At 71.9% G+C, this 18,170-nt stretch carries 19 protein-coding genes; 10 read left to right on the plus strand and 9 right to left on the minus strand.

All coding sequences use genetic code 11. From position 1 onward, the window contains the following. Window positions 1-185: 185 nt before the first annotated feature. Both ACIPEP_RS13845 and ACIPEP_RS13850 read right to left on the minus strand, forming a co-directional pair. Entirely contained in the window at window positions 186-638 is a 453-nt protein-coding gene (locus ACIPEP_RS13845) for a SufE family protein (protein WP_071295259.1), read from the minus strand. After that, window positions 635-1,540, minus strand: a complete 906-nt coding sequence (locus ACIPEP_RS13850; RefSeq protein ID WP_071295260.1) for a sulfurtransferase — start codon at window positions 1,538-1,540, stop codon at window positions 635-637. Before ACIPEP_RS13850 ends, ACIPEP_RS13845 begins: the two co-directional genes overlap by 4 nt. A 113-nt stretch (window positions 1,541-1,653) precedes the next feature. Here ACIPEP_RS13850 and zapE point away from each other — a divergent pair, with 113 nt between their 5' ends. The 3 genes from zapE to ACIPEP_RS13865 all read left to right on the plus strand — a co-directional run bounded on the left by zapE (window position 1,654) and on the right by ACIPEP_RS13865 (window position 5,211). Next, a complete protein-coding gene (gene zapE / locus ACIPEP_RS13855; RefSeq protein ID WP_402717570.1) occupies window positions 1,654-2,697 on the plus strand; it encodes a cell division protein ZapE in 1,044 nt (347 codons plus the stop codon). Window positions 2,698-2,969: 272 nt separating this feature from the next. Beyond that, window positions 2,970-4,244 (plus strand): ammonium transporter, encoded by a 1,275-nt coding sequence (locus ACIPEP_RS13860; RefSeq protein WP_402717571.1) that lies wholly within the window; start codon window positions 2,970-2,972, stop codon window positions 4,242-4,244. Between the two features lie 310 nt (window positions 4,245-4,554). Further along, window positions 4,555-5,211 carry a tyrosine-protein phosphatase gene (locus ACIPEP_RS13865; protein ID WP_402717572.1) on the plus strand — a complete coding sequence of 219 codons (657 nt, stop codon included), beginning with the start codon at window positions 4,555-4,557 and terminating at the stop codon, window positions 5,209-5,211. 127 nt (window positions 5,212-5,338) lie between these two features. Here the strand turns inward: ACIPEP_RS13865 and ACIPEP_RS13870 are convergent, their stop codons facing one another. Further along, window positions 5,339-6,310 (minus strand): aldo/keto reductase, encoded by a 972-nt coding sequence (locus ACIPEP_RS13870; protein WP_402717573.1) that lies wholly within the window; start codon window positions 6,308-6,310, stop codon window positions 5,339-5,341. Window positions 6,311-6,430: 120 nt separating this feature from the next. Here ACIPEP_RS13870 and ACIPEP_RS13875 point away from each other — a divergent pair, with 120 nt between their 5' ends. Next, complete coding sequence (locus tag ACIPEP_RS13875) at window positions 6,431-7,399, plus strand: beta-ketoacyl-ACP synthase 3 (RefSeq protein WP_402717574.1); 969 nt, start codon at window positions 6,431-6,433, stop codon at window positions 7,397-7,399. A 341-nt stretch (window positions 7,400-7,740) separates the two neighbouring features. Here ACIPEP_RS13875 and ACIPEP_RS13880 read toward each other — a convergent pair whose 3' ends face one another. Further along, window positions 7,741-8,661 carry a hypothetical protein gene (locus ACIPEP_RS13880; protein WP_402717575.1) on the minus strand — a complete coding sequence of 307 codons (921 nt, stop codon included), beginning with the start codon at window positions 8,659-8,661 and terminating at the stop codon, window positions 7,741-7,743. Window positions 8,662-8,700: 39 nt separating this feature from the next. Here ACIPEP_RS13880 and ACIPEP_RS13885 point away from each other — a divergent pair, with 39 nt between their 5' ends. Beyond that, window positions 8,701-9,342 carry a hypothetical protein gene (locus ACIPEP_RS13885; RefSeq protein WP_402717576.1) on the plus strand — a complete coding sequence of 214 codons (642 nt, stop codon included), beginning with the start codon at window positions 8,701-8,703 and terminating at the stop codon, window positions 9,340-9,342. Here the strand turns inward: ACIPEP_RS13885 and ACIPEP_RS13890 are convergent. The 5 genes from ACIPEP_RS13890 to ACIPEP_RS13910 form a co-directional block, all read right to left on the minus strand. Further along, a complete protein-coding gene (locus tag ACIPEP_RS13890) occupies window positions 9,329-10,252 on the minus strand; it encodes a hypothetical protein (RefSeq protein ID WP_402717577.1) in 924 nt (307 codons plus the stop codon). The two genes, ACIPEP_RS13885 and ACIPEP_RS13890, sit on opposite strands and share 14 nt — an antisense overlap. Window positions 10,253-10,501: 249 nt before the next feature. Continuing rightward, complete coding sequence (gene fliW, locus ACIPEP_RS13895) at window positions 10,502-10,876, minus strand: flagellar assembly protein FliW (protein ID WP_070418824.1); 375 nt, start codon at window positions 10,874-10,876, stop codon at window positions 10,502-10,504. Beyond that, window positions 10,873-11,754 (minus strand): flagellar hook-associated protein FlgL, encoded by an 882-nt coding sequence (gene flgL / locus ACIPEP_RS13900; protein ID WP_070418825.1) that lies wholly within the window; start codon window positions 11,752-11,754, stop codon window positions 10,873-10,875. The genes fliW and flgL overlap by 4 nt, the downstream gene beginning before the upstream one ends. 2 nt (window positions 11,755-11,756) lie before the next feature. Next, complete coding sequence (gene flgK / locus ACIPEP_RS13905; RefSeq protein WP_402717578.1) at window positions 11,757-13,178, minus strand: flagellar hook-associated protein FlgK; 1,422 nt, start codon at window positions 13,176-13,178, stop codon at window positions 11,757-11,759. A 4-nt stretch (window positions 13,179-13,182) separates the two neighbouring features. Next, window positions 13,183-13,668, minus strand: a complete 486-nt coding sequence (locus tag ACIPEP_RS13910; protein WP_070419569.1) for a flagellar protein FlgN — start codon at window positions 13,666-13,668, stop codon at window positions 13,183-13,185. A 395-nt stretch (window positions 13,669-14,063) separates the two neighbouring features. On the opposite strand from ACIPEP_RS13910, the gene ACIPEP_RS13915 reads away from it, so the two are divergent. From ACIPEP_RS13915 to ACIPEP_RS13935, 5 genes are all read left to right on the plus strand, one after another. Further along, complete coding sequence (locus tag ACIPEP_RS13915; RefSeq protein ID WP_309779464.1) at window positions 14,064-14,915, plus strand: sigma-70 family RNA polymerase sigma factor; 852 nt, start codon at window positions 14,064-14,066, stop codon at window positions 14,913-14,915. A gap of 129 nt (window positions 14,916-15,044) precedes the next feature. After that, on the plus strand, window positions 15,045-15,884 hold the full coding sequence (locus ACIPEP_RS13920) for a flagellin (RefSeq protein WP_071295373.1): 840 nt from the start codon (window positions 15,045-15,047) through the stop codon (window positions 15,882-15,884). A 90-nt stretch (window positions 15,885-15,974) separates the two neighbouring features. After that, window positions 15,975-17,372, plus strand: a complete 1,398-nt coding sequence (fliD, locus tag ACIPEP_RS13925) for a flagellar filament capping protein FliD (protein WP_402717579.1) — start codon at window positions 15,975-15,977, stop codon at window positions 17,370-17,372. Window positions 17,373-17,383: 11 nt separating this feature from the next. Next, window positions 17,384-17,860, plus strand: coding sequence for a flagellar export chaperone FliS (gene fliS, locus ACIPEP_RS13930; protein ID WP_092387390.1), 477 nt, complete (start codon window positions 17,384-17,386; stop codon window positions 17,858-17,860). Beyond that, a complete protein-coding gene (locus ACIPEP_RS13935; protein ID WP_402717580.1) occupies window positions 17,850-18,134 on the plus strand; it encodes a hypothetical protein in 285 nt (94 codons plus the stop codon). Before fliS ends, ACIPEP_RS13935 begins: the two co-directional genes overlap by 11 nt. Window positions 18,135-18,170 lie beyond the last annotated feature (36 nt).

The following is an 18,170-nucleotide window of genomic DNA, read 5'->3' on the forward strand; positions in this document are numbered from 1 at the left end:
ACGTCCGGAGACCGCGCCGGCGGGCCAGCGGCGGGGCGCTTCGCCCGCCCCCCCCCCCCCCGGGGGGGGGGCGCCGGGGGGGCCCGGGGGCGGGGCCGCCCCCCGGGGGGGCACCCCCCCCCCCCCCGGGGGGGGGGGGGGGGGCCCCCCCCCCCCCCCCGCCTCCCGTCAGCGTGTGGTGACGTCTACGCGACCGCGGCCTGCGCCTGCACCTGCCGCTGCACCCGACCCAGCATCCCGACCATGCCGCGGATCCGCAGCGGGCTGACCGCCTCGCTCAGCCCGATCGTCAGCGGGTAGTCCGCCGGCACGGCGAGCACCTGCTCGGCGGTCAGGCCGGACAGCCCCTGCGCGAGGATCGACGCGAAGCCCCGCGTGGTCGGTGCCTCGCGCGGCGCCGTGGCGTGCATCCGGACGATGCCGGGCGCGTCGCCGTCCGCACCCACGGTGACCGTGATGAAGACGGGGGACTGGCACTCCTCGACGCGTTCGAGCTCGTCCTCGTGCCCCTGCAGGCGCTCTGGAAGCGCCGGGAGCTCGTTCGAGAACTCGAGGAGCAGCTGCAGGCGGTCCTGCTGGGAGAGTTCGAGGAAGTCGTCGCGGATCTCGGCGAGGGACTGGGGGAGTGCGTCGGTCATCGGTCGGTGATCGTACCCGGTTCGGTGCCGACGGCGATCGGGACGCGGACCGCGCTGCCCCACTCGGTCCACGAGCCGTCGTAGTTGCGGACGTTCTCGTACCCGAGCAGGTGCTGCAGGACGAACCAGGTGTGGCTCGACCGCTCGCCGATGCGGCAGTAGGCGATGACCTCGTCCGCGTCGCCGATGCCCGCGCCGTCGCGGTAGATCGCGTCGAGCTCCTCGCGGGTCTTGAAGGTGCCGTCCGGTGCCGCGGCGGTGGCCCACGGGATGTTCACGGCGGTGGGGACGTGGCCGGCGCGGAGGGCGCCCTCCTCCGGGTAGTCCGGCGCGGTGGTGCGGTCGCCGGCGTACTCCGGGGCGCTGCGGACGTCGATCAGCGGCTTGCCGAGGTGGGCGAGCACGTCGTCCTTGTAGGCGCGGATCTCGGTGTCGATCCGGTCGACGACGGGGTACTCGACCGGCGTGACCACGGTCTGGTCGGTGGTGAGCGCGCGGTCCTCGGCGATCCACTTCGCCCGGCCGCCGTCGAGGAGACGGACGTCCTCGTGGCCGAACAGCGAGAAGACCCAGAGGGCGTAGGCGGCCCACCAGTTGTTCTTGTCGCCGTAGATCACCACGGTGGTCTCGCGGCCGATGCCCTTGCTGCCGAGCAGTTCGGCGAAGGCCTCGCCGTCGATGTAGTCGCGGAGCACCGGGTCGTTGAGGTCGGTGTGCCAGTCGATCTTCACGGCACCGGGGACGTGGCCCGTCTCGTAGAGCAGGACGTCCTCGTCGGACTCGACGACGACCAGGTCCGGGGTGCCGGCGTCCAGGTGCTCCTGCAGCCACTCGGTGGAGACGAGCCGCTCCGGGTGGGCGTAGGCGGTGAACTTCTCGGACGTGTCGACCGGTGCGGTCATGGTGGGCTACCTCCAGGTGGTCATCCGGCACCGGACTAGGATCGGTCGTCGGTGCCTGTGGGCAACGGTACGCGGGCGTGCCGTGCTCCTGACGCAACGTGACACCCCACGACATGCTTCCCGAAGGACTGCCCCGATTGTCAGCGAACACCGCGCCTGAACACCTCGTCGACCGCGACCCGCAGGTGACCCCGCAGCAGATGGCTGCCGCGCTCGTCCCGCCGCCGCAGTTCGCCGACGCGTCGTTCGCCTCCTACCGGCCCGACGCGGAGTACCCGTCGCAGGCGGCGGTCCGCGACGCGGTGGAGGCCTTCGTCGCCGCCGGTCCCGCCGACCAGCCTCGCCGGGGGCTGTTCGGTCGCCGGAAGCCCGTGGCGGAGTCGACCGTGAAGTCGGGCGTCTACCTCGACGGCGGGTTCGGCGTCGGCAAGACCCACCTGCTCGCCGCCGCCTACCACGCCGCCACCGGCCGGAAGACGTTCGGCACCTTCATCGAGTACACGGCGCTCGTCGGGGCCCTCGGGTTCCAGGGCACCGTCGACCTGCTGCGCGGGACGGCGCTGGTGTGCATCGACGAGTTCGAGCTCGACGACCCCGGTGACACGATGGTGATGACGCGCCTCATCAAGGAGCTCACCGAGACGGGCACCCGGTTCGCCGCCACCTCGAACACGCCGCCGGGTGCGCTCGGCGAGGGACGGTTCGCTGCGCAGGACTTCCTGCGCGAGATCCAGGCGATGTCCGACCGGTTCGACACCATGCGCATCGACGGGCTCGACTTCCGCCGGCGTGCCGTCGACGAGTCGGCGGGCGTGGTGGCCGACGTCGCCGCGGCACTCCCCGGCGGACGCGTCACGCTCGACGACTTCCGGGCGGTGGTCGGGCACCTCGCGTCCGTGCACCCGTCGAAGTACGTCGCGATGGTCGAGGACCTCGACGCCGTCGGCCTCACCGACGTACAGCCCTTCACCGACCAGACCGATGCGCTCCGGTGGGTCGCGCTGGTGGACCGGCTGTACGACGCGCAGGTGCGGATCGTGGCGTCGGGCACCCCGCTCGACCAGGTGTACCCCGAGTCGATGCTCGACGGCGGGTACCGCAAGAAGTACCTGCGTGCGGCGAGCCGCGTCGTGGCGCTGACCCGCGCCGTGGACTGAGCCGCCTGCCGGTCGTGAGGAGCCGGTGCCCCGCTGCGCCGCGCCTCCAGGCCCCGTTCCGCGACGGCTGTCGGACACCGTCCGGACGGACCGGGAGAACTCGTGGCCCCCGTCCAGGGGACTGCCCGGGGGACGAAACACGACGTTTACACACCGGGCCGTCGCGTTACATCCGCGAAACACTTCGTGCTCCCTCGTGAAACCTCGCCTCGCCAGACTCGGTGACACCCGACGCGGACCAAGAGCCGCTGGTGCAATCGAGAGGTGAACAGATGCTTGATCAGGGCAACACGACGTTCGTGTTGGTCATGGCGGCGCTGGTGTTGTTCATGACACCCGGCCTGGCCTTCTTCTACGGCGGTCTGGTGAAGGCCAAGTCCGTCATCAGCATGATGATGATGTCCTTCGGAGCGATCGCGCTCGTGAGCGTCCTCTGGGTCGTCTACGGCTACGCCATCGCCTTCGCGAACCACGGTGACGGCACGGCGGTGTCCGGTGTCGTCGGCTTCTTCAGCATCGACTGGAACCAGATCGGCCTCGGGCAGGCGTTCGAGGAGGCCAAGGCCTCGACGATCAACGCCGCGTACCCCTCGATGGCGTTCGTCGGCTTCCAGGCGACCTTCGCGATCATCACGGTCGCGCTCATCTCCGGTGCGATCGCCGACCGTGCCAAGTTCGGCGCGTGGATGGTCTTCGCCGGCGTCTGGGTCACGGTCGTCTACTTCCCGGTCGCCTCGTGGGTCTTCAACCTCACGTCCGGCTGGGCAGCGACCTGGGGCGTCATCGACTTCGCCGGTGGCACCGCGGTCCACATCAACGCCGGTGCCGCGGGTCTCGCGCTGGCGATCGTCCTCGGCAAGCGCGTCGGCTTCGCCAAGGGCGCGCACAAGCCGCACAACCCGCCCTTCGTGCTCCTCGGTGCCGCGATCCTGTGGTTCGGCTGGTTCGGCTTCAACGCCGGCTCCGAGGGCGCCGCGGACGGCATCGCCGCGATCGCCTGGGTCAACACCCTCGCCGCCCCGGCCGCCGCGATCCTCGGTTGGCTGCTCGTCGAGAAGCTCAAGGACGGCAAGGCCACCTCGATCGGTGCCGCGTCGGGAGCCGTCACCGGCCTCGTCGCCATCACCCCGGCGTGCGCCGCGCTCACCCCGGGCTGGGGCATCCTGCTCGGCTTCCTCGCGGGCATCATCTGCTGCTTCGCGATCGACTGGAAGTACCGTCTCGGCTTCGACGACTCGCTCGACGTCGTCGGCGTCCACCTGGTCGGCGGCATCGTCGGCACGCTGTACCTCGGCTTCTTCGCGAACGACACCGGCCTGATCTACTCGGGCTCGTTCACGCAGCTCGGCAAGCAGGCCGCCGCTGCCGGCGTGGTCGGTCTCTACTCGTTCGTCCTCGCCTTCGTCATCGGCTGGATCATCGAGAAGACGATGGGCTTCCGTGTGAAGACCGAGGACGAGGTCGCCGGCATCGACACCGCGGTCCACGGCGAAGAGGGCTACGTCCTCTACGAGGAGCGCGACGAGACCCCGGTCTCCGTCCGGTAGTTCGCTGCCACACCGTCACGACGGGCCCCGCGCACGCAGCAGCGCGGGGCCCGTCGTCGTGTGCGGGGCGCGGGGGGCGCCGGGCGGGCGGGGCGGCGCGGGGCGCGGCGCCGGGGCGGGGCGCGCCGGTGGTGCGGCGCGGGTTCGCACAACGGAAGTCACCCCGAGCCGTGCGACCGCGTGGTTCGGGGTGGCTTTGGTTGTGCGGCGCGGCAGACGCCCGGCCGCCCGGCCGCCCGGGCACGCGGCACGACGGCGGGCGCGCGGCCGACGGACGCGCCCGGCGCCCCGCGTCCGGCAGAGTGGAGCCATGACGACGACGTCGAACACGCTCACGAACCTCCGCGAGGTCGGGGGACCCGGCCTCCAGCACGGCCGCCGACGCACGGTGTACCGGGCGAACACCGACCCGGTCGCCCCCGCCGCGTACCCGGCGGGCCTCGCCGCCGTGGTCGACCTGCGCCGCGTGGACGAGACGGACGCGGTGCCGCACCCGCTCGCCGCCACGCCCGCCTACCGCTCCGTGCCGCTCTTCGACCCGGCCTCGGCGATCGAGTCCGCCGCCGAGGCCGTCCAGCTCGAGGACCAGTATACCGACTGGCTCGACCGGCACCGCTCCGGCATCGCCGCGGCGCTGCGGACGATCGCCACCGCGGACGGCGACGTGCTCGTCTGCTGCGCCGCCGGCAAGGACCGCACCGGCATCGTGAGCGCGCTGCTCGCCCGGCACTGGGGCGCCGACCTCGACGCCGTCGGTGCCGACTACGCGGCCAGCGCCGCCGGGCTCGTCGAGCGGTTCGCCGCCGAGCGCGCCGCCAGCACGGACCCCGTGGCGACGGCGATCGGCCACCGCTGCGTGCCGGAGATCATGACGACGGTCATCGAGCGCGTCGAGCGGCGGTGGGGCTCGGTGGACGGGTACCTCCGCAGCATCGGGCTGCGGGACGACGAGATCGCCGCGCTCTGACCGGTGGCTGCGCGCGCGACGCGGGTCCGGCTCTGGACGTGCGGACGGACGGGAGGCGCGGTGCGGGTCGGACCCGCACCGCGCCTCCCGTCATGGGTCGCGTCAGCGACGTGGTGGCGTCAGCGCGTCACCAGGCGTAGTCCTCCGGCGAGGTCTTGTGCCCCGGGAAGATCTCGTCGAGCCGGTCGAGTGCACGCTGGTCGAGGCGGATGTCGACGGCGCGGACCGCGGACTCCCACTGCTCCATCGTGCGCGGGCCGGTGATCGGTGCCGTGACGCCGGGCTGGTGCAGGAGCCACGCCAGGGCGAGCTCGCCCGGGGTGTGCCCGAGCTCCTTCGCGAACGACTCGTAGGCGGTGAGCTGGTCGCGGTGGCCCTCGACGTACTCGGCACTGCGGCCCGAGAGGCGACGCGAGCCGTTCTCGGTCTTCTCGATGACGCCACCGAGGAGGCCGCCCTGCAGCGGTGACCACGGGATCACGCCGAGGCCGTACTCACGGGCGGCCGGGAGGACCTCGCGCTCGATGTCGCGCACGACGAGGTTGTAGATCGACTGCTCGCTGACGAGGCCGAGGGTGTTCCGGCGCGCGGCGGCCTCCTGGGCCTGGGCGATGTGCCACCCGGCGAAGTTCGACGAGCCGACGTAGAGCACCTTGCCCTGCTGCACGGCGACGTCGAGCGCCTGCCAGATCTCGTCCCACGGGGTAGCACGGTCGACGTGGTGGAACTGGTAGAGGTCGATGTGGTCCGTCTGGAGGCGCTGCAGGCTCGCGTCGAGGGCCTGGCGGATGTTGTACGCGCTGAGCTTCCCGCCGTTCGGCCAGTCGATCATGTCGCCGTAGACCTTCGTCGCGAGGACGGTCTTCTCACGCCGCCCGCCCCCCTTGGCGAACCAGCGGCCGATGATCTCCTCGGTGGCGCCCTTGCCCACCGAGCCGCCGTAGCCGTTGGCGGTGTCGAAGAAGTTGACGCCGAGCTCGTGGGCCCGGTCCATGATGGCGTGCGAGTCGTCCTCGCTGGTCTCCGGGCCGAAGTTCATGGTCCCGAGCACGGCTCGTGAGACCGACAACCCTGTGCGGCCGAGGTGTGTGTAGTCCATGGTCCAGGTCTACGCGGTCCCGGTCTCCGCAGGCAGGCCCTGTGGGTACCCGCCTCGGAGGGTGCGCTCCATGCCGCGCCGGGCATGAGCGGGTCGCGCAGGGGAGTAGCGTGCGGTCTCGTGAACACCCCAGCACTCCGTGGCAGCCGGATCCTCGGGTTCGGCCACCACCAGCCAGCACGCGTCCTGACCAACGACGAGCTCTCGACCATGGTCGACACGAACGACGAGTGGATCCGCACGAGGACCGGGATCGAGACCCGGCACATCGCCGGACCGTCGGACACCGTGACCTCCATGGCGATCGAGGCAGCGCGGAACGCCCTCGCCGACGCCGGCGTCGCGCCCTCCGACGTCGGACTGGTCATCGTCGCGTCCACCACCCACCGCGACCGGGCGCCCTACACCGCCGGTCGGGTCGCCGCGGCGCTCGGCCTGTCGCCCGCCGCCGCACCCATCGACATCAACACCGCCTGCAGCGGCTTCGAGTACGGCGTCGCGCTGGCCGACCAGGCGATCCGCGTCGGGTCGACGGACATCGCGGTCGTCGTCGGCTCGGAGGTGCTGTCCGGCATCGTCGACTGGACCGACCGATCCACGTGCGTGCTCGTCGGGGACGGTGCCGGTGCCGCCGTGCTGGGTGTGTCCGACGAGGCCCAGATCGGCCCGGTGTCGTGGGGGAGCGTGCCGCACCTCGAGGAGGCCGTGCTCGTCTCCGGCGACCCCGAGCGCTTCAGCCAGGAGGGTCGCTCCATCTACCGTTGGGCCATCACCGACGCCGCCGACCACGCCCGGGCAGCCGTCGCCGCTGCGGGGCTCACGATGGACGACATCGGGGTGTTCGCGTTCCACCAGGCGAACCTGCGGATCATCGAGCCGCTCGTGCACGCTCTCGGCGGGGAGTCGAAGTTCGTGGTGCGGGACGTCGTCGAGTCGGGGAACACGTCGGCGGCGAGCGTGCCGCTCGGGCTGTCGAAGGCGTGGGCCCGAGGGGACCTCCCCGAGGGGGTGCCGGCGCTGCTCTTCGGGTTCGGCGGTGGGTTCGCGCACGCTGGGCAGGTGGTGACGACGCCGGTGCGGGGGCGCTGAGGCGGGCTTGCGTCAGGACGGACGGGAGGCGCGGTGCCGGCTGGCGCCGCGCCTCCCGTCCGTCTGTCGGTTGCGTTCGGCCGGTCGGCGGTTGCGCCCGGCCGATCGGTGGCTTGCGTCCGATCGCTGGTTCACGTCCGGCCGGTGGTTTGCGTCCGGCTGGTGGTTCGCGTCTGGTCGGCGGTTTGCGTCCGGCTGGTGGTTTGCGTCTGGTCGGCGGTTTGCGTCCGGCTGGTGGTTTGCGTCTGGTCGGTGGTTTGCGTCCGGCTGGTGGTTCGCGTCCGGTCGGCGGTTTGCGTCCGGTCGGTGGGTTGCGTCCGGTCGGTCGGCGATCGCGCCCGTCAGTCGCCGGTGCGGTCCGGGGTGTCGGCCCAGAGGTCCTCGCGACCCTTCCGGCGACCGATCGCCCGCCGTTCCTTCGGCGCCTTGGCCTGCTTGGGTTCCTTGGGCGCCTTCGAGTCCTTGGCCGGCTTCGGTTCCTTGCCCGACTTCGGTTCCAGCACGATCGGGAACTGTGCCGGGGGCAGCCCGAACCCCGTCCGCGAGGCCTGGATCACCTTCCGCCCGAGCGCGTGGTTCCCGAGGCCACCGACCGCCGCACCGATCCCGAACGGGAGGGCTCGACCGACGATCGTCGTGCCCTGCCGCGCGGCGAAGCGCTTGATGAACTGGTCACGCACCTGTCCGCCGATGCCGTTCACGACCTGCTTCGGGAGGGACGACGTCACCATCTCGCCCCAGAACGCGGTGCGGACCTGTCCACCGGCGATCTGGCCCGCGAGCTGGTTGATGAGCTGGGTGCCCGGCGAGCCGAGGATCATCGCCATCACGAGCATGCGTGCGCGCTCGGGATCGTCGAGCGCGATGCCGTGCACCTCGGTCACGGACTGCGCGAACAGGGCCGTGGTCTCGAGGAAGCCGACGGTCTCGGCGCCGCTCAACCCGAGGGCCGCCGCCATGCCGACGCCCGGGATCACCGCGCTCGCGCCGACGGCTGCACCGCCCGTGGTCACCGCCGCGAGGTACTGCCGCTCGAGGATCTGGATGATCTCGGCCGGGGTCGAGTCGGGGTGCCGACGGCGGAGTGCCCGCACGTGGGCCACCACGACGGGGCGTTGCACGCTCAGCACCCGGTCGAGCATCTTGACCCAGCCGGCCGGCTGGGTCTGCTCGGGGGTGCGCGCGTTCGGATCGGTGGGGGTGGAGGCCACAGGCGCTGCCGGCAAGGGCACGATCGCCTGGTCCTTCTGCTCTCGGGCCATGGAGACGACGGTACGCCGGACGCATGGGAGGCTCGTCGGATGACCCCTGCACACGCACTCGATGCAGCACGGCGCGCTGCCGGATTCCTGACGCCGGACGAGGTCGCTGCACTGGCGCCGAACGTGCTGGTCCTGGACCCGGCGTCCGTGCTGGTCGGTCGTTCGGTGGTCATCGAGCCGGGCGTCGTGCTGTACCCGGGTGCCGTCCTCGAGAGCCGGGGGATCGGGACCGTCGTCGTCCGCGCGGAGGCGCGGTTGGGGCCTGGGCCGGTGACGGTCCTCGCGGACGGGGCGCGCGTCGAGATCGGTCGGGCGGAGCTCGGGCCCGGTCCGGTCACGGTCGTCGCGGTCGGTGCGGCCTCGTCCGGTTCCGGGAGTGCCGACGTGGAGATCGGCGCGGGTGCACGGCTGTCCGGTGGCTGTCTCGTCGAGGGACCGGCGACGATCGGCGCCGGTGCGCAGGTGATCGGGACGGTTGCGGTCCGTGACGTCGTCCTCGGCGCCGGGGCCGACCGCCACGACCCGGACCCGGACCGGCGCGGTGCCGTCGTCAAGGGCACGGGGCGGGTCCACGGCGTCCGACTCGGAGCGGGCGACGTGGTCGTCGGCCGTGCCACGGTCTCCGGTGTCGAACGCCAACGAGCCCACCACCCGGACGCTCCGCGGTTCACCGGCACGTGATCCCCGCCCGTCGCAGCTTCGCCCGGACCCGCTCGGGATCCATCAGGTCCGCCCAGGTCAGCCGGACGACGGCGCGGACCTCGGGGAAGGAGCGCACGAAGTCCTCGCGCTGCTTCTCCTGCCAGTGGGCGTCAGCGGTGGTGGAGCCGCGCAGCATCGCCGGGTCCTCGTACTTCCCGCGGCCGTCCACCTCGACCACCACGCCGGCCTCGGGGAACCAGAAGTCGACGATCGCCGTGCGTTCCCCGGGCCGTCGGAACGTGTGCTGCTGTACGGGCTGCGGGACGCCGAGCTGCCGGAACCGGACCCGGCACACCGACTCCGCCGGCGACCCGGACAGCCCCGACCCCATCCCGATCGCGACCCCCGCCTTCGTCCGTCCCTTGCGCAGCGAGCCCGCCTCGCGCTCGAGCTCCGTCGTGGTCGCGAGGCCACGGCCGAGCACGTGGTCGATGACGGGGAGCGAGTGGATCAGCGGTCGTGACGCCGCCAGGTCCACCGCCGTCCGGGCCGCATCGGTCGCGGCGATCTCGTTCGCCCGGGTGCGACCCAACGGTGGTCGGTGTTCGGAACCGTGTCGGACGAACCACGCCGTGACGCGGGTGTTCGGGGAGGTCGGATCGCACACGTGCACCTTCGGTGGCCACGGCCCCACGAACGGCAGTCCGAGCACGGCGCACGCGGACTCGTGCGAGACCAGGTCGCTCGGGCGTGCGCGGTGGATCGAAGCCCGCACGAGCACGTGGTGCCGATGCTCGGGCAGGAGATCGTCCAGCGCACCCTGCTGCACGAGCACGCCGGGCCGGATCCGGACCAGCTGCCCACGGAGGACGGCTCGTTCGAGGTGCCGCCGTTCCGCACTCGGGAGCCCGGTCGTGCGGATGATCTCGATGTCGTCTGCTCTGCTCACCGCCCCAGGGTCGCGCCCGCGTCGGCCCCGGGCGTCCGTGCCGCCGGATCCGTGGACACCTCCGGTCATCGAGCAGCTTGTGGAGGACCGAGGGTGATCCGTGCGTGTACATCGACCGACAAGACACTCGTCGATCGTCGGGCGTGATGTCGCTCCATGCACGTGCATCTCATGCGTGTGCAGGTTCCGACGAAGCACGCGTCGATCGACTCGCGCGATGTCGAAACACGCGCGGAACCCGGCCAGCGCTCAGCGCGCGGCGAGCTCCGCGCGCAGCGGCAGGTCCTGCTCCTCGAGGATGAGCTGCGCTCCGACCGACGTCCGGGCGTTCACGACGATCGGCGCGAGCAGGTTCACCGTGGTCCCGCCGTCGGCGCCGCCCGGGTTCGCGACGACGAGCAGCATCGCGTCCTCTGGTGCGGTCAGCCCGAGCCCGGCCGCCTGCTCGTCCGTGAGCTCCGGCGCGTACGACGGCAGGTGCACCGCGGCGTCGAGCACGAACAAGCGCGCGTCGTCGCCCACGAGCGTGAAGAGCCCGTCGGCGCCGTCCACGGGCGTCAGCGTGAAGACGGGGGCGGGCGCCAGGCCGAACGGCGGGACGGCGAAGGTCAGGTCGATGCTCATCGGAGGTAGTCCATCAGGGTCGGCTGCAGGACCTTCGCGGTGACGGCGAGGGCTGCCTGGTAGTTGGTCTGCTGCACCTGCAGGTCGAGGACGGCCTTCGCGAGGTCCTTGTCCTCGATGCCGGCGCGCCGGTTCTCGAGCGAGACGGTCGCGCTCTTCAGGGAGTCCTGCGCGGAGAGGGCCGCGGCGTGCCGGACGCCCACGTCGGCCTGGATGCCGCGGACGGTGCTGATCGCGGCGTCGACGTCGTTGATGCGGGGGTTCACGTTCACGCCGTTCTGCAGGTCGCCGACGATCGAGTCGATCATGGCGAAGACGGACGAGTTCCCCGAGCCGAACACCGCGGTGCCGGCGGTGTCGACCCGCACGGTGGTGCCGTCGCCGATGCGTCGGGTGACGTCGGTGCCGGAGGACGCCCACCCGGTCGCCGGGTCGTACGCGGTGGCGGCGGTGGACGATCCGGCGAACACCGATCGCGTGCCGTAGGTCGTGTTCGCCCGGGACTCGAGCTCGGACTTGAGGGACTGGAACTGCGTGATGAACGCGTCGCGGTCGGTGTCGCTCATGGTGCCGCTGTTCGCCGCCTGCACGGTGAGGTCGCGCACGTTGTTGAGCACGGAGTACACGCTCGACAGGGCGCTGTCGGTCGTGGCGAGCCAGCCGGCCGCGTCGTTCGCGTTGCGCGTGTACTGCGCGGCGGCCGCCTGCTCCTTGCGCACCTGCATCGACGAGGCGGTCCCGACGGGATCGTCGGACGGCCGCTGGATGTTCTTCAGCGTCGTCGCCTGGTCGGTGAGCTGCGCGAGCTTCGCGGCGCCGGCCTGCAGCCTGGCGCTCGCGGCCGTCATCGACATCTGGGTGGTCACACGGGTGATCACGGTCAGCCCCTCCCGACGAGTCCGACGCGGTTGATGATGGTGTCGAGCATCTCGTCGACGGCGGTCAGGACCCGCGCGGCGCCCTGGTACGCGTGCTGGTAGCTCAGCAGGTTGACGTTCTCCTCGTCGAGGTCCACACCGGCGCTCGACTGCTGCTGCGTGCGCGCGTTGGTCAGCGCGAGTCCGGTGAGCGTCGATTCCGACGCGGCGGACCTGGAGGCGCTGCCCACCCCCGCCACGAACGTCGCCCAGGAGCGGTCGGCACCGTCGGAGGCCGCGCCGAGTCGCGAGAGCGCGTCGGTGAACGAGTCGTCGAGTTCCCCCGCCGCGTTCCGCGTCGCCAGGCCGCTGCCGTCGGTCGGGACGACCGAGAGGCCCTGGGCAGCCGGGACGCCGGCCGCGAGGGAGAAGAACGGGGACCCGGTGGCACCGGTCGGTGTCGTCCCCGTGGCGTGCACGGCGTTGACCGCGGTGGCGAGCTTCGTCGCGACCTGGTCGTAGGACGCGGACGCCTCGGCGAGTGCTCCGCCGGTGCCGTTCGCCGTCGCGGGGGCGAGCAGTGAGAGGTTCCCGCCGATCGAGCCGCCGGACAGGGCGACCGCGCCGGCCGTGCCCGAGGTCCAGGTGAGGGTGACCGCGGCACCGTCGGCCATGCGCTGCCCGCCGCCGAGCGCCACGGAGCGGGCATCGGTGCCCTGCACGATGGCGTTGCCGCCGATGAGCACGTCGACGGTGCCGTCGGTGTTCGGTCGGACCGTGCCGCCGGCCAGCGAGGCGATCTGCTGGGTGAGCTGGTCGCGCTGGTCCAGCAGCTCGTTCGCGTTCCCGCCGGACGCCAGCGCGGTGCGGATCCGACCGTTCAGGTCGGCGACCTGCGACGCGGCGACGTTGAGCTGCTGCACCTGGCCGTCGACGGTGCCACGGACGCTCGTCCACTGTGCGTCGATCGCCTTCGAGCCGCTGGCGAGCGCGTTGGCGACGGTCTTCGCGGCGCCGATGACGGCGCTGGCGGCACCGGGGTCGTCCGGGTGGCTGGAGAGCTCGCTCCACGAGGACCAGAACGCGTCGAGCTTGCTGGCGAGCCCGTCGTCACCGGGTTCGTTCAGCCCGTTCTCGAGCGCGGCGAGTGCGGTGGCGCGGGCGTCGGCGTAGGCCGAGGAGCCGGAGGCCACCCGCACGCCGGCGTCGAGCGTGAGGGACGCCAGGCGGGCGATGCCGTCGACGGACACGCCCTGTCCCGCGAGCGCTGCGGTCCCGCGCATGAACCCGGTCTGGGCGGCGGGGATCGAGGACTGCGAGACGCGCTGGCGGGTGTACCCGGCGGTGCCGGCGTTGGCGATGTTCTGCCCGGTGACGTCGATGCCGGCACGGGCCGCGGCGAGGCCGGAGTAGGCGGTGGCGAGGGAGCCGAAGGTGCTGACCACGGTGCTACAGGGTCCCCTCGAAGAGTCGTGCGCCGTCCGTGCCCGTACCCGAGGTACCACTGGCGTCGTAGGTGGCGGCACCCGTGACGGACCCGGCGAGCGTCTCCTCGGTCGCCTGCGCGGCGGCACGGAGGAAGCGGTCGTTCTCGTCGCGGAGCGCCCCGATCTGCGTGGTGAGCTCCACCATCGCGGTGAGGTGGGCGGCGAGGATCTCGCCCCAGGGGCCGTTCGGCGCAGCGGCGACGACCTCGCGCAGGGGAGCGTCGGCGGCGACGCCCCACTCCTCGGCGACCTCGGCACTCGACGCGGCGCGCTCGAGACCGGTGCTGCGGAGGCGCTCGAGGACCTGCTCGACCTCGCGGCTGGCGTGCGAGACCCAGCGGGAGCGACCGGCCGCGAGGAGCAGCTGTTCCTCCTCGAGCTTGAAGGTGAGCAGCTCGAGCAGTTCGCGTTCGCGCCAGAGCACGGCGGACAGTTCGTTCACGCTCATCAGCTCCTCCCGGTGGGGTGTGTCGGTCATCCTGCGGACACCGGGACCTATCGGGTCGCGGGTGCCGGGCGTAAGCACCGACCGGGCGAGTGCGCCTGCCGGACACGAGCCGCGCCTCCTGGCAAGCACCCCATCGGGGGACAAGAACGCGCGTTCCCGAGCCGGGGTCCCCCCAAATGCCGACCGGGAAAACTGCCCCTCACCCCCGCTTTGGGGACGGTTGTGCACCCACTCAGGGCTTTGCCAGCCGATACATTCGAAGCGCACCGCGGGGGACACCCCGCACCGCGTCGCAGGGACGCACGGTGCACCACCCGGAGGGACCCGGGTGGGTCTTCGGCGTACGCACCGGCCATCCGAGGCCGGCGTCCGCCGCGCCCACGGACGGGTCAGGCATGTCAGGCGACCAGGGGATCAGCATGGACCGGAACGACCGCAACGCGATGATCGTGGAGCACCTCCCGCTCGTGGGCTACATCGTCGCCGACGTGCGGGCGCGTGCCACGCACCTCGACCGTGATGACCTCGCCGCCGTCGGGTCGCTGGCCCTCGTCGCCGCGGCCGAGGCCTTCGACCCCGACCTCGGCGTCCCCTTCGGCGCGTACGCCCGCACCCGCATCACCGGCGCGATCGCCGACGACATGCGCTCCGCCGACTGGGCGTCCCGCGGCACCCGGAAGCGGATCCGCGAGACCCTCGCCACGCAGGAGGCGCTGTCGGCCCGGCTCGGGCGGAGCGTCGGCGTGCAGGAGATCGCGGACGCGATGGGCGTCGACCGCCAGACCGCCGCCGACGCCATGAGCGACGCGGCCCGGACCGTCTCGCCGATCGACGAGACCGTGCACGACACCCTCGCCGCGGACCTGCCGCTGCCGGGTGAGGACCTGCTCGAAGCGGAGAAGCGCCGCTACCTCCGTGCCGCCGTCGAGGCGCTGCCGGAGCGGATGCGCTTCGTGGTCGAGAACGTGTACTTCGGCGACCGGTCGGTGACCGAGGTCGCCGCCGAGCTCGGGATCACCCACTCCGCCGTGTCGCAGCAGCGCTCCGAGGCGATGCGCCTGCTCCGCGACGGACTCGCCGCGCACTACGGGGACGACGGCGTCACCGTGGAGCCGGCCTCGAAGACCACCGCCGCGCGCCGCAGTGCGTACCTGGCACGGGTCGCCGCGAACGCCGCAGCCGGCGTGGCGCGGGCCGTGCAGGACGCCACGACGGCCACGACCGCCCCCGTCGTCGCGGTGAGCTAGCCCTCGGCGGTCTCGTCGCACGACGAATTCCGCCGATTCCCTAACGGCTCCGGCCAACCGGTCGAGAGTCACCCCTGTCAGCCCACGGACGGGCAGACGTACGACCCAGATTTCACGGAGGAAACCACCATGGGTATGTCCATCAACACCAACCTCTCGGCACTCAACACGTACCGGAACCTGAACTCGACGCAGAACGACCTGTCGAAGTCCCTCGAGAAGCTCTCGTCGGGCCTCCGCATCAACCGTGCTGCCGACGACGCGGCCGGTCTGTCGATCTCCGAGGGGCTGAAGTCCCAGGTCGGTGGCCTCACGGTCGCCGCCCGCAACGCACAGGACGGCATCTCCGTCGTGCAGACCGCTGAAGGTGGCCTCACCGAGACCCACTCGATCCTCCAGCGCATGCGCGACCTCGCCGTGCAGGCCGGCAACGACTCGAACAACGCGGACTCCCGCACGGCGATCTCCACCGAGGTCGGCGAGCTGTCCAAGGAGCTCACCCGCATCTCCCAGTCGACCAACTTCAACGGCATCAACCTGCTCGACGGCTCCGCCGGCACCGCAGGCGTCCTGAAGTTCCAGGTCGGCGCCAACGGCGACGCGGCGAGCCAGATCGACGTCGACCTGTCGGGCGCGAACGTCTCGACCGTGGCGACCGCCGTCACCGGTCTCGACTTCACGACCGCCACCGGTGCGCAGACCGCGATCACCACGATCGACGCGCAGATCAAGAGCGTGTCGACGGCACGTTCGAACATCGGTGCCATCCAGAACCGCTTCGACCACGCCATCAACGTGACGAACGTGGCCAAGGAGAACCTCACCGCTGCCGGTTCGCGCATCACCGACGTCGACATGGCGGAGGAGATGGTCAAGTACACGCGCGACAACATCCTCAGCCAGGCCGGCACCTCGATGCTCGCGCAGGCCAACCAGAGCACGCAGGGTGTGCTCTCGCTCCTGCGCTAGCAGCGCTGACGCCGCCGTCCGGGATCGTTCAGGTACCCCGGGCGGCGGCGTCACCCGCACCCTTTCCCCTCGTAGCGGCAGGAGCCATCGATGTCGTCCGTGTCTTCGGCGAGCAGTCTCGCGATCGACGGTCTCGTCAGCGGTCTCAAGACCACCGACCTCATCAACTCGCTGATGAGCGTCGAGGGGGTCCCGCAGACGCTCCTCAAGAACAAGCTCACCAGCACCAACTCGTTCATCTCGTCACTGCAGACGATCAACGGGCTCGTGCAGACCCTCGCGACGAAGGCGAAGGACGCGGCGAAGGTGACCTCGCTCGACCTCTTCACGGCCACGAGTTCGTCGCCGGGCGTCACCGCGGTCACCGGGGCAAACGCCAGCGCCGGGTCGCTGAGCTTCACGGTCGGGTCCACCGCGTCGGCGCAGGTCGGCGTCACCGCGGCGATGGCGACGTGGTCCTCCGCGGCCGAGCCGATCACGCTCGTCGGCGCCGACGGCACGAAGACGACCGTCACACCGGCCTCCGGGTCCCTCGACGACACCGTGTCCGCGATCAACAAGTCGGGCGCCGGCGTCACGGCGACGCGGGTCGCTGCCGGGACCGACGCCGACGGCACGAAGCTCTACCGCCTGCAGCTCACCTCGGCGAAGACCGGGGCCGCCGGAGCGTTCGAGGTGTACCGCGGCACGGCCGACGAGGTCACCGCCGGCACCGCGACGAACGTCCTCACCCAGGTCGGTGCCGCGGTCGTCACGCAGGCGAAGGACGCCAGCGTGACCCTGTGGGCCGGTACCGCGGCGGCGCAGACGGTGACGAGCACGACGAACACCTTCACCGACCTCGTCCCCGGGGTCAGCGTCACGGTGACGCGGCCCACCACCGACCCGGTGACGCTGACCATCGCGCAGGACACGACGAAGGCGCAGACCGTCGCGTCCGGCCTCGTCGATGCGATGAACGCCGTGGCCGCGTACTACAGCTCGAACACCGCCGTCACGAGCACGACCAGCCCGACGACCGGCACCACCACGACGACGGCCGGCGTGCTCTCCGGCGACGGCACCACGCGTGACGTCGTCCAGCGGCTCGCGAGCACGATGTCCGCGCCGGTGGGCGGGAAGTCCCCGTCGTCGATCGGGATCTCGATCACGAAGGACGGCGACTTCACCTTCGACGCCGACGTCTTCCAGAAGGCCCTCGCGACCGATCCGGAGGGCACGCAGGCGATGCTCTCGGGCGTCGCGGCGAACGTCGGCGCCGCTGCCACCTCGGCCTCCGACAAGTACGACGGGTCCATCACCACCGCGATCACCGGACAGCAGGCCGTCGCGAAGGACCTCAACATCCAGATCGACAGCTGGACCGACCGGCTCACCTCGCGTCGCGCAGCGTTGCAGACGATGTACGCGAGCCTCGAGACCAGCCTCAGCAAGCTCCAGTCCCAGTCCAGCTGGCTCGCGAGCCAGCTGGCGTCGACGACGAGCTGACAGGAACACCGATGAACGCCTTCGACCTCCAGTCCGCCGCCTTCCGACAGGCCGCGCAGCCCCGCACCGTCACGGACCAGCGCCGTGCCCAGTACACGAACGAAGCCGTGCTCTCGGCGACGCCGGCGCAGCTCGTCACGATGCTCTACGATCGGCTGCTCCTCGACCTGCACCGCGCCGAGGCCGCACAGACGACCGCCGACTGGGACGCGGCCCGCGAGCAGCTCCTGCACGCGCAGGCCATCGTCGGCGAGCTGTCCTCGACGCTGAAGATCGACGTGTGGGACGGCGGCGAGGGACTGCTGGCGATCTACAACTACGCGTCGACGTCGCTCATCACCGCGAACGTGCACCGGGACGTCCAGGCCACCCGAGACTGCATCCGGATCCTCGAGCCGCTGCGGCAGTCGTGGCACGAGGCCGCCGCGTCGATCCCGGCGGCGACCACGGTGCAGCACCCGACCGGCGGGGCACTCGGTGTCGCCTGACGCGGATCGCCGTGCCGCGTGGGAGGCCGTGCTCGAGGCGCTCGAAGCCGACCTGACGGCGGGCGGCGACGTGCGGTGGTCCGAGCCGACCGGGCTGGGGCCGGTGCCGCGGGAGCTGGTGGGGCGTGCCTCCCGGCTGCTCGCCGCGCAGCGGGACCGGATCGCGGCGCTCGAGGGGGACCGTCGGGCGACGCTCGACCACCTCGGGGCGCTCCGGGCGGTGGACGCGACGCGGGAGCCGCGCGGTTCGGTGTACCTCGACGCGTCCGCCTGACGCGGGGCGCGGCGCGGGCGCGGGGGCCGCGGCGCG

This window comes from Curtobacterium sp. NPDC087082, assembly GCF_044745045.1.
Lineage (GTDB): Bacteria > Actinomycetota > Actinomycetes > Actinomycetales > Microbacteriaceae > Curtobacterium.

What these genes read in the sequence shown, in the direction of transcription:
- ACIPEP_RS13845 (WP_071295259.1), bottom strand. Translation starts at nt 638, where the DNA reads ATGACCGACGCACTCCCCCAGTCCCTCGCCGAGATCCGCGACGACTTC.
- ACIPEP_RS13850 (WP_071295260.1), bottom strand. Translation starts at nt 1,540, where the DNA reads ATGACCGCACCGGTCGACACGTCCGAGAAGTTCACCGCCTACGCCCAC.
- zapE (WP_402717570.1), top strand. Translation starts at nt 1,654, where the DNA reads ATGCTTCCCGAAGGACTGCCCCGATTGTCAGCGAACACCGCGCCTGAA.
- ACIPEP_RS13860 (WP_402717571.1), top strand. Translation starts at nt 2,970, where the DNA reads ATGCTTGATCAGGGCAACACGACGTTCGTGTTGGTCATGGCGGCGCTG.
- ACIPEP_RS13865 (WP_402717572.1), top strand. Translation starts at nt 4,555, where the DNA reads ATGACGACGACGTCGAACACGCTCACGAACCTCCGCGAGGTCGGGGGA.
- ACIPEP_RS13870 (WP_402717573.1), bottom strand. Translation starts at nt 6,310, where the DNA reads ATGGACTACACACACCTCGGCCGCACAGGGTTGTCGGTCTCACGAGCC.
- ACIPEP_RS13880 (WP_402717575.1), bottom strand. Translation starts at nt 8,661, where the DNA reads ATGGCCCGAGAGCAGAAGGACCAGGCGATCGTGCCCTTGCCGGCAGCG.
- ACIPEP_RS13885 (WP_402717576.1), top strand. Translation starts at nt 8,701, where the DNA reads ATGACCCCTGCACACGCACTCGATGCAGCACGGCGCGCTGCCGGATTC.
- fliW (WP_070418824.1), bottom strand. Translation starts at nt 10,876, where the DNA reads ATGAGCATCGACCTGACCTTCGCCGTCCCGCCGTTCGGCCTGGCGCCC.
- ACIPEP_RS13910 (WP_070419569.1), bottom strand. Translation starts at nt 13,668, where the DNA reads ATGAGCGTGAACGAACTGTCCGCCGTGCTCTGGCGCGAACGCGAACTG.
- ACIPEP_RS13915 (WP_309779464.1), top strand. Translation starts at nt 14,064, where the DNA reads ATGTCAGGCGACCAGGGGATCAGCATGGACCGGAACGACCGCAACGCG.
- ACIPEP_RS13920 (WP_071295373.1), top strand. Translation starts at nt 15,045, where the DNA reads ATGGGTATGTCCATCAACACCAACCTCTCGGCACTCAACACGTACCGG.
- fliD (WP_402717579.1), top strand. Translation starts at nt 15,975, where the DNA reads ATGTCGTCCGTGTCTTCGGCGAGCAGTCTCGCGATCGACGGTCTCGTC.
- fliS (WP_092387390.1), top strand. Translation starts at nt 17,384, where the DNA reads ATGAACGCCTTCGACCTCCAGTCCGCCGCCTTCCGACAGGCCGCGCAG.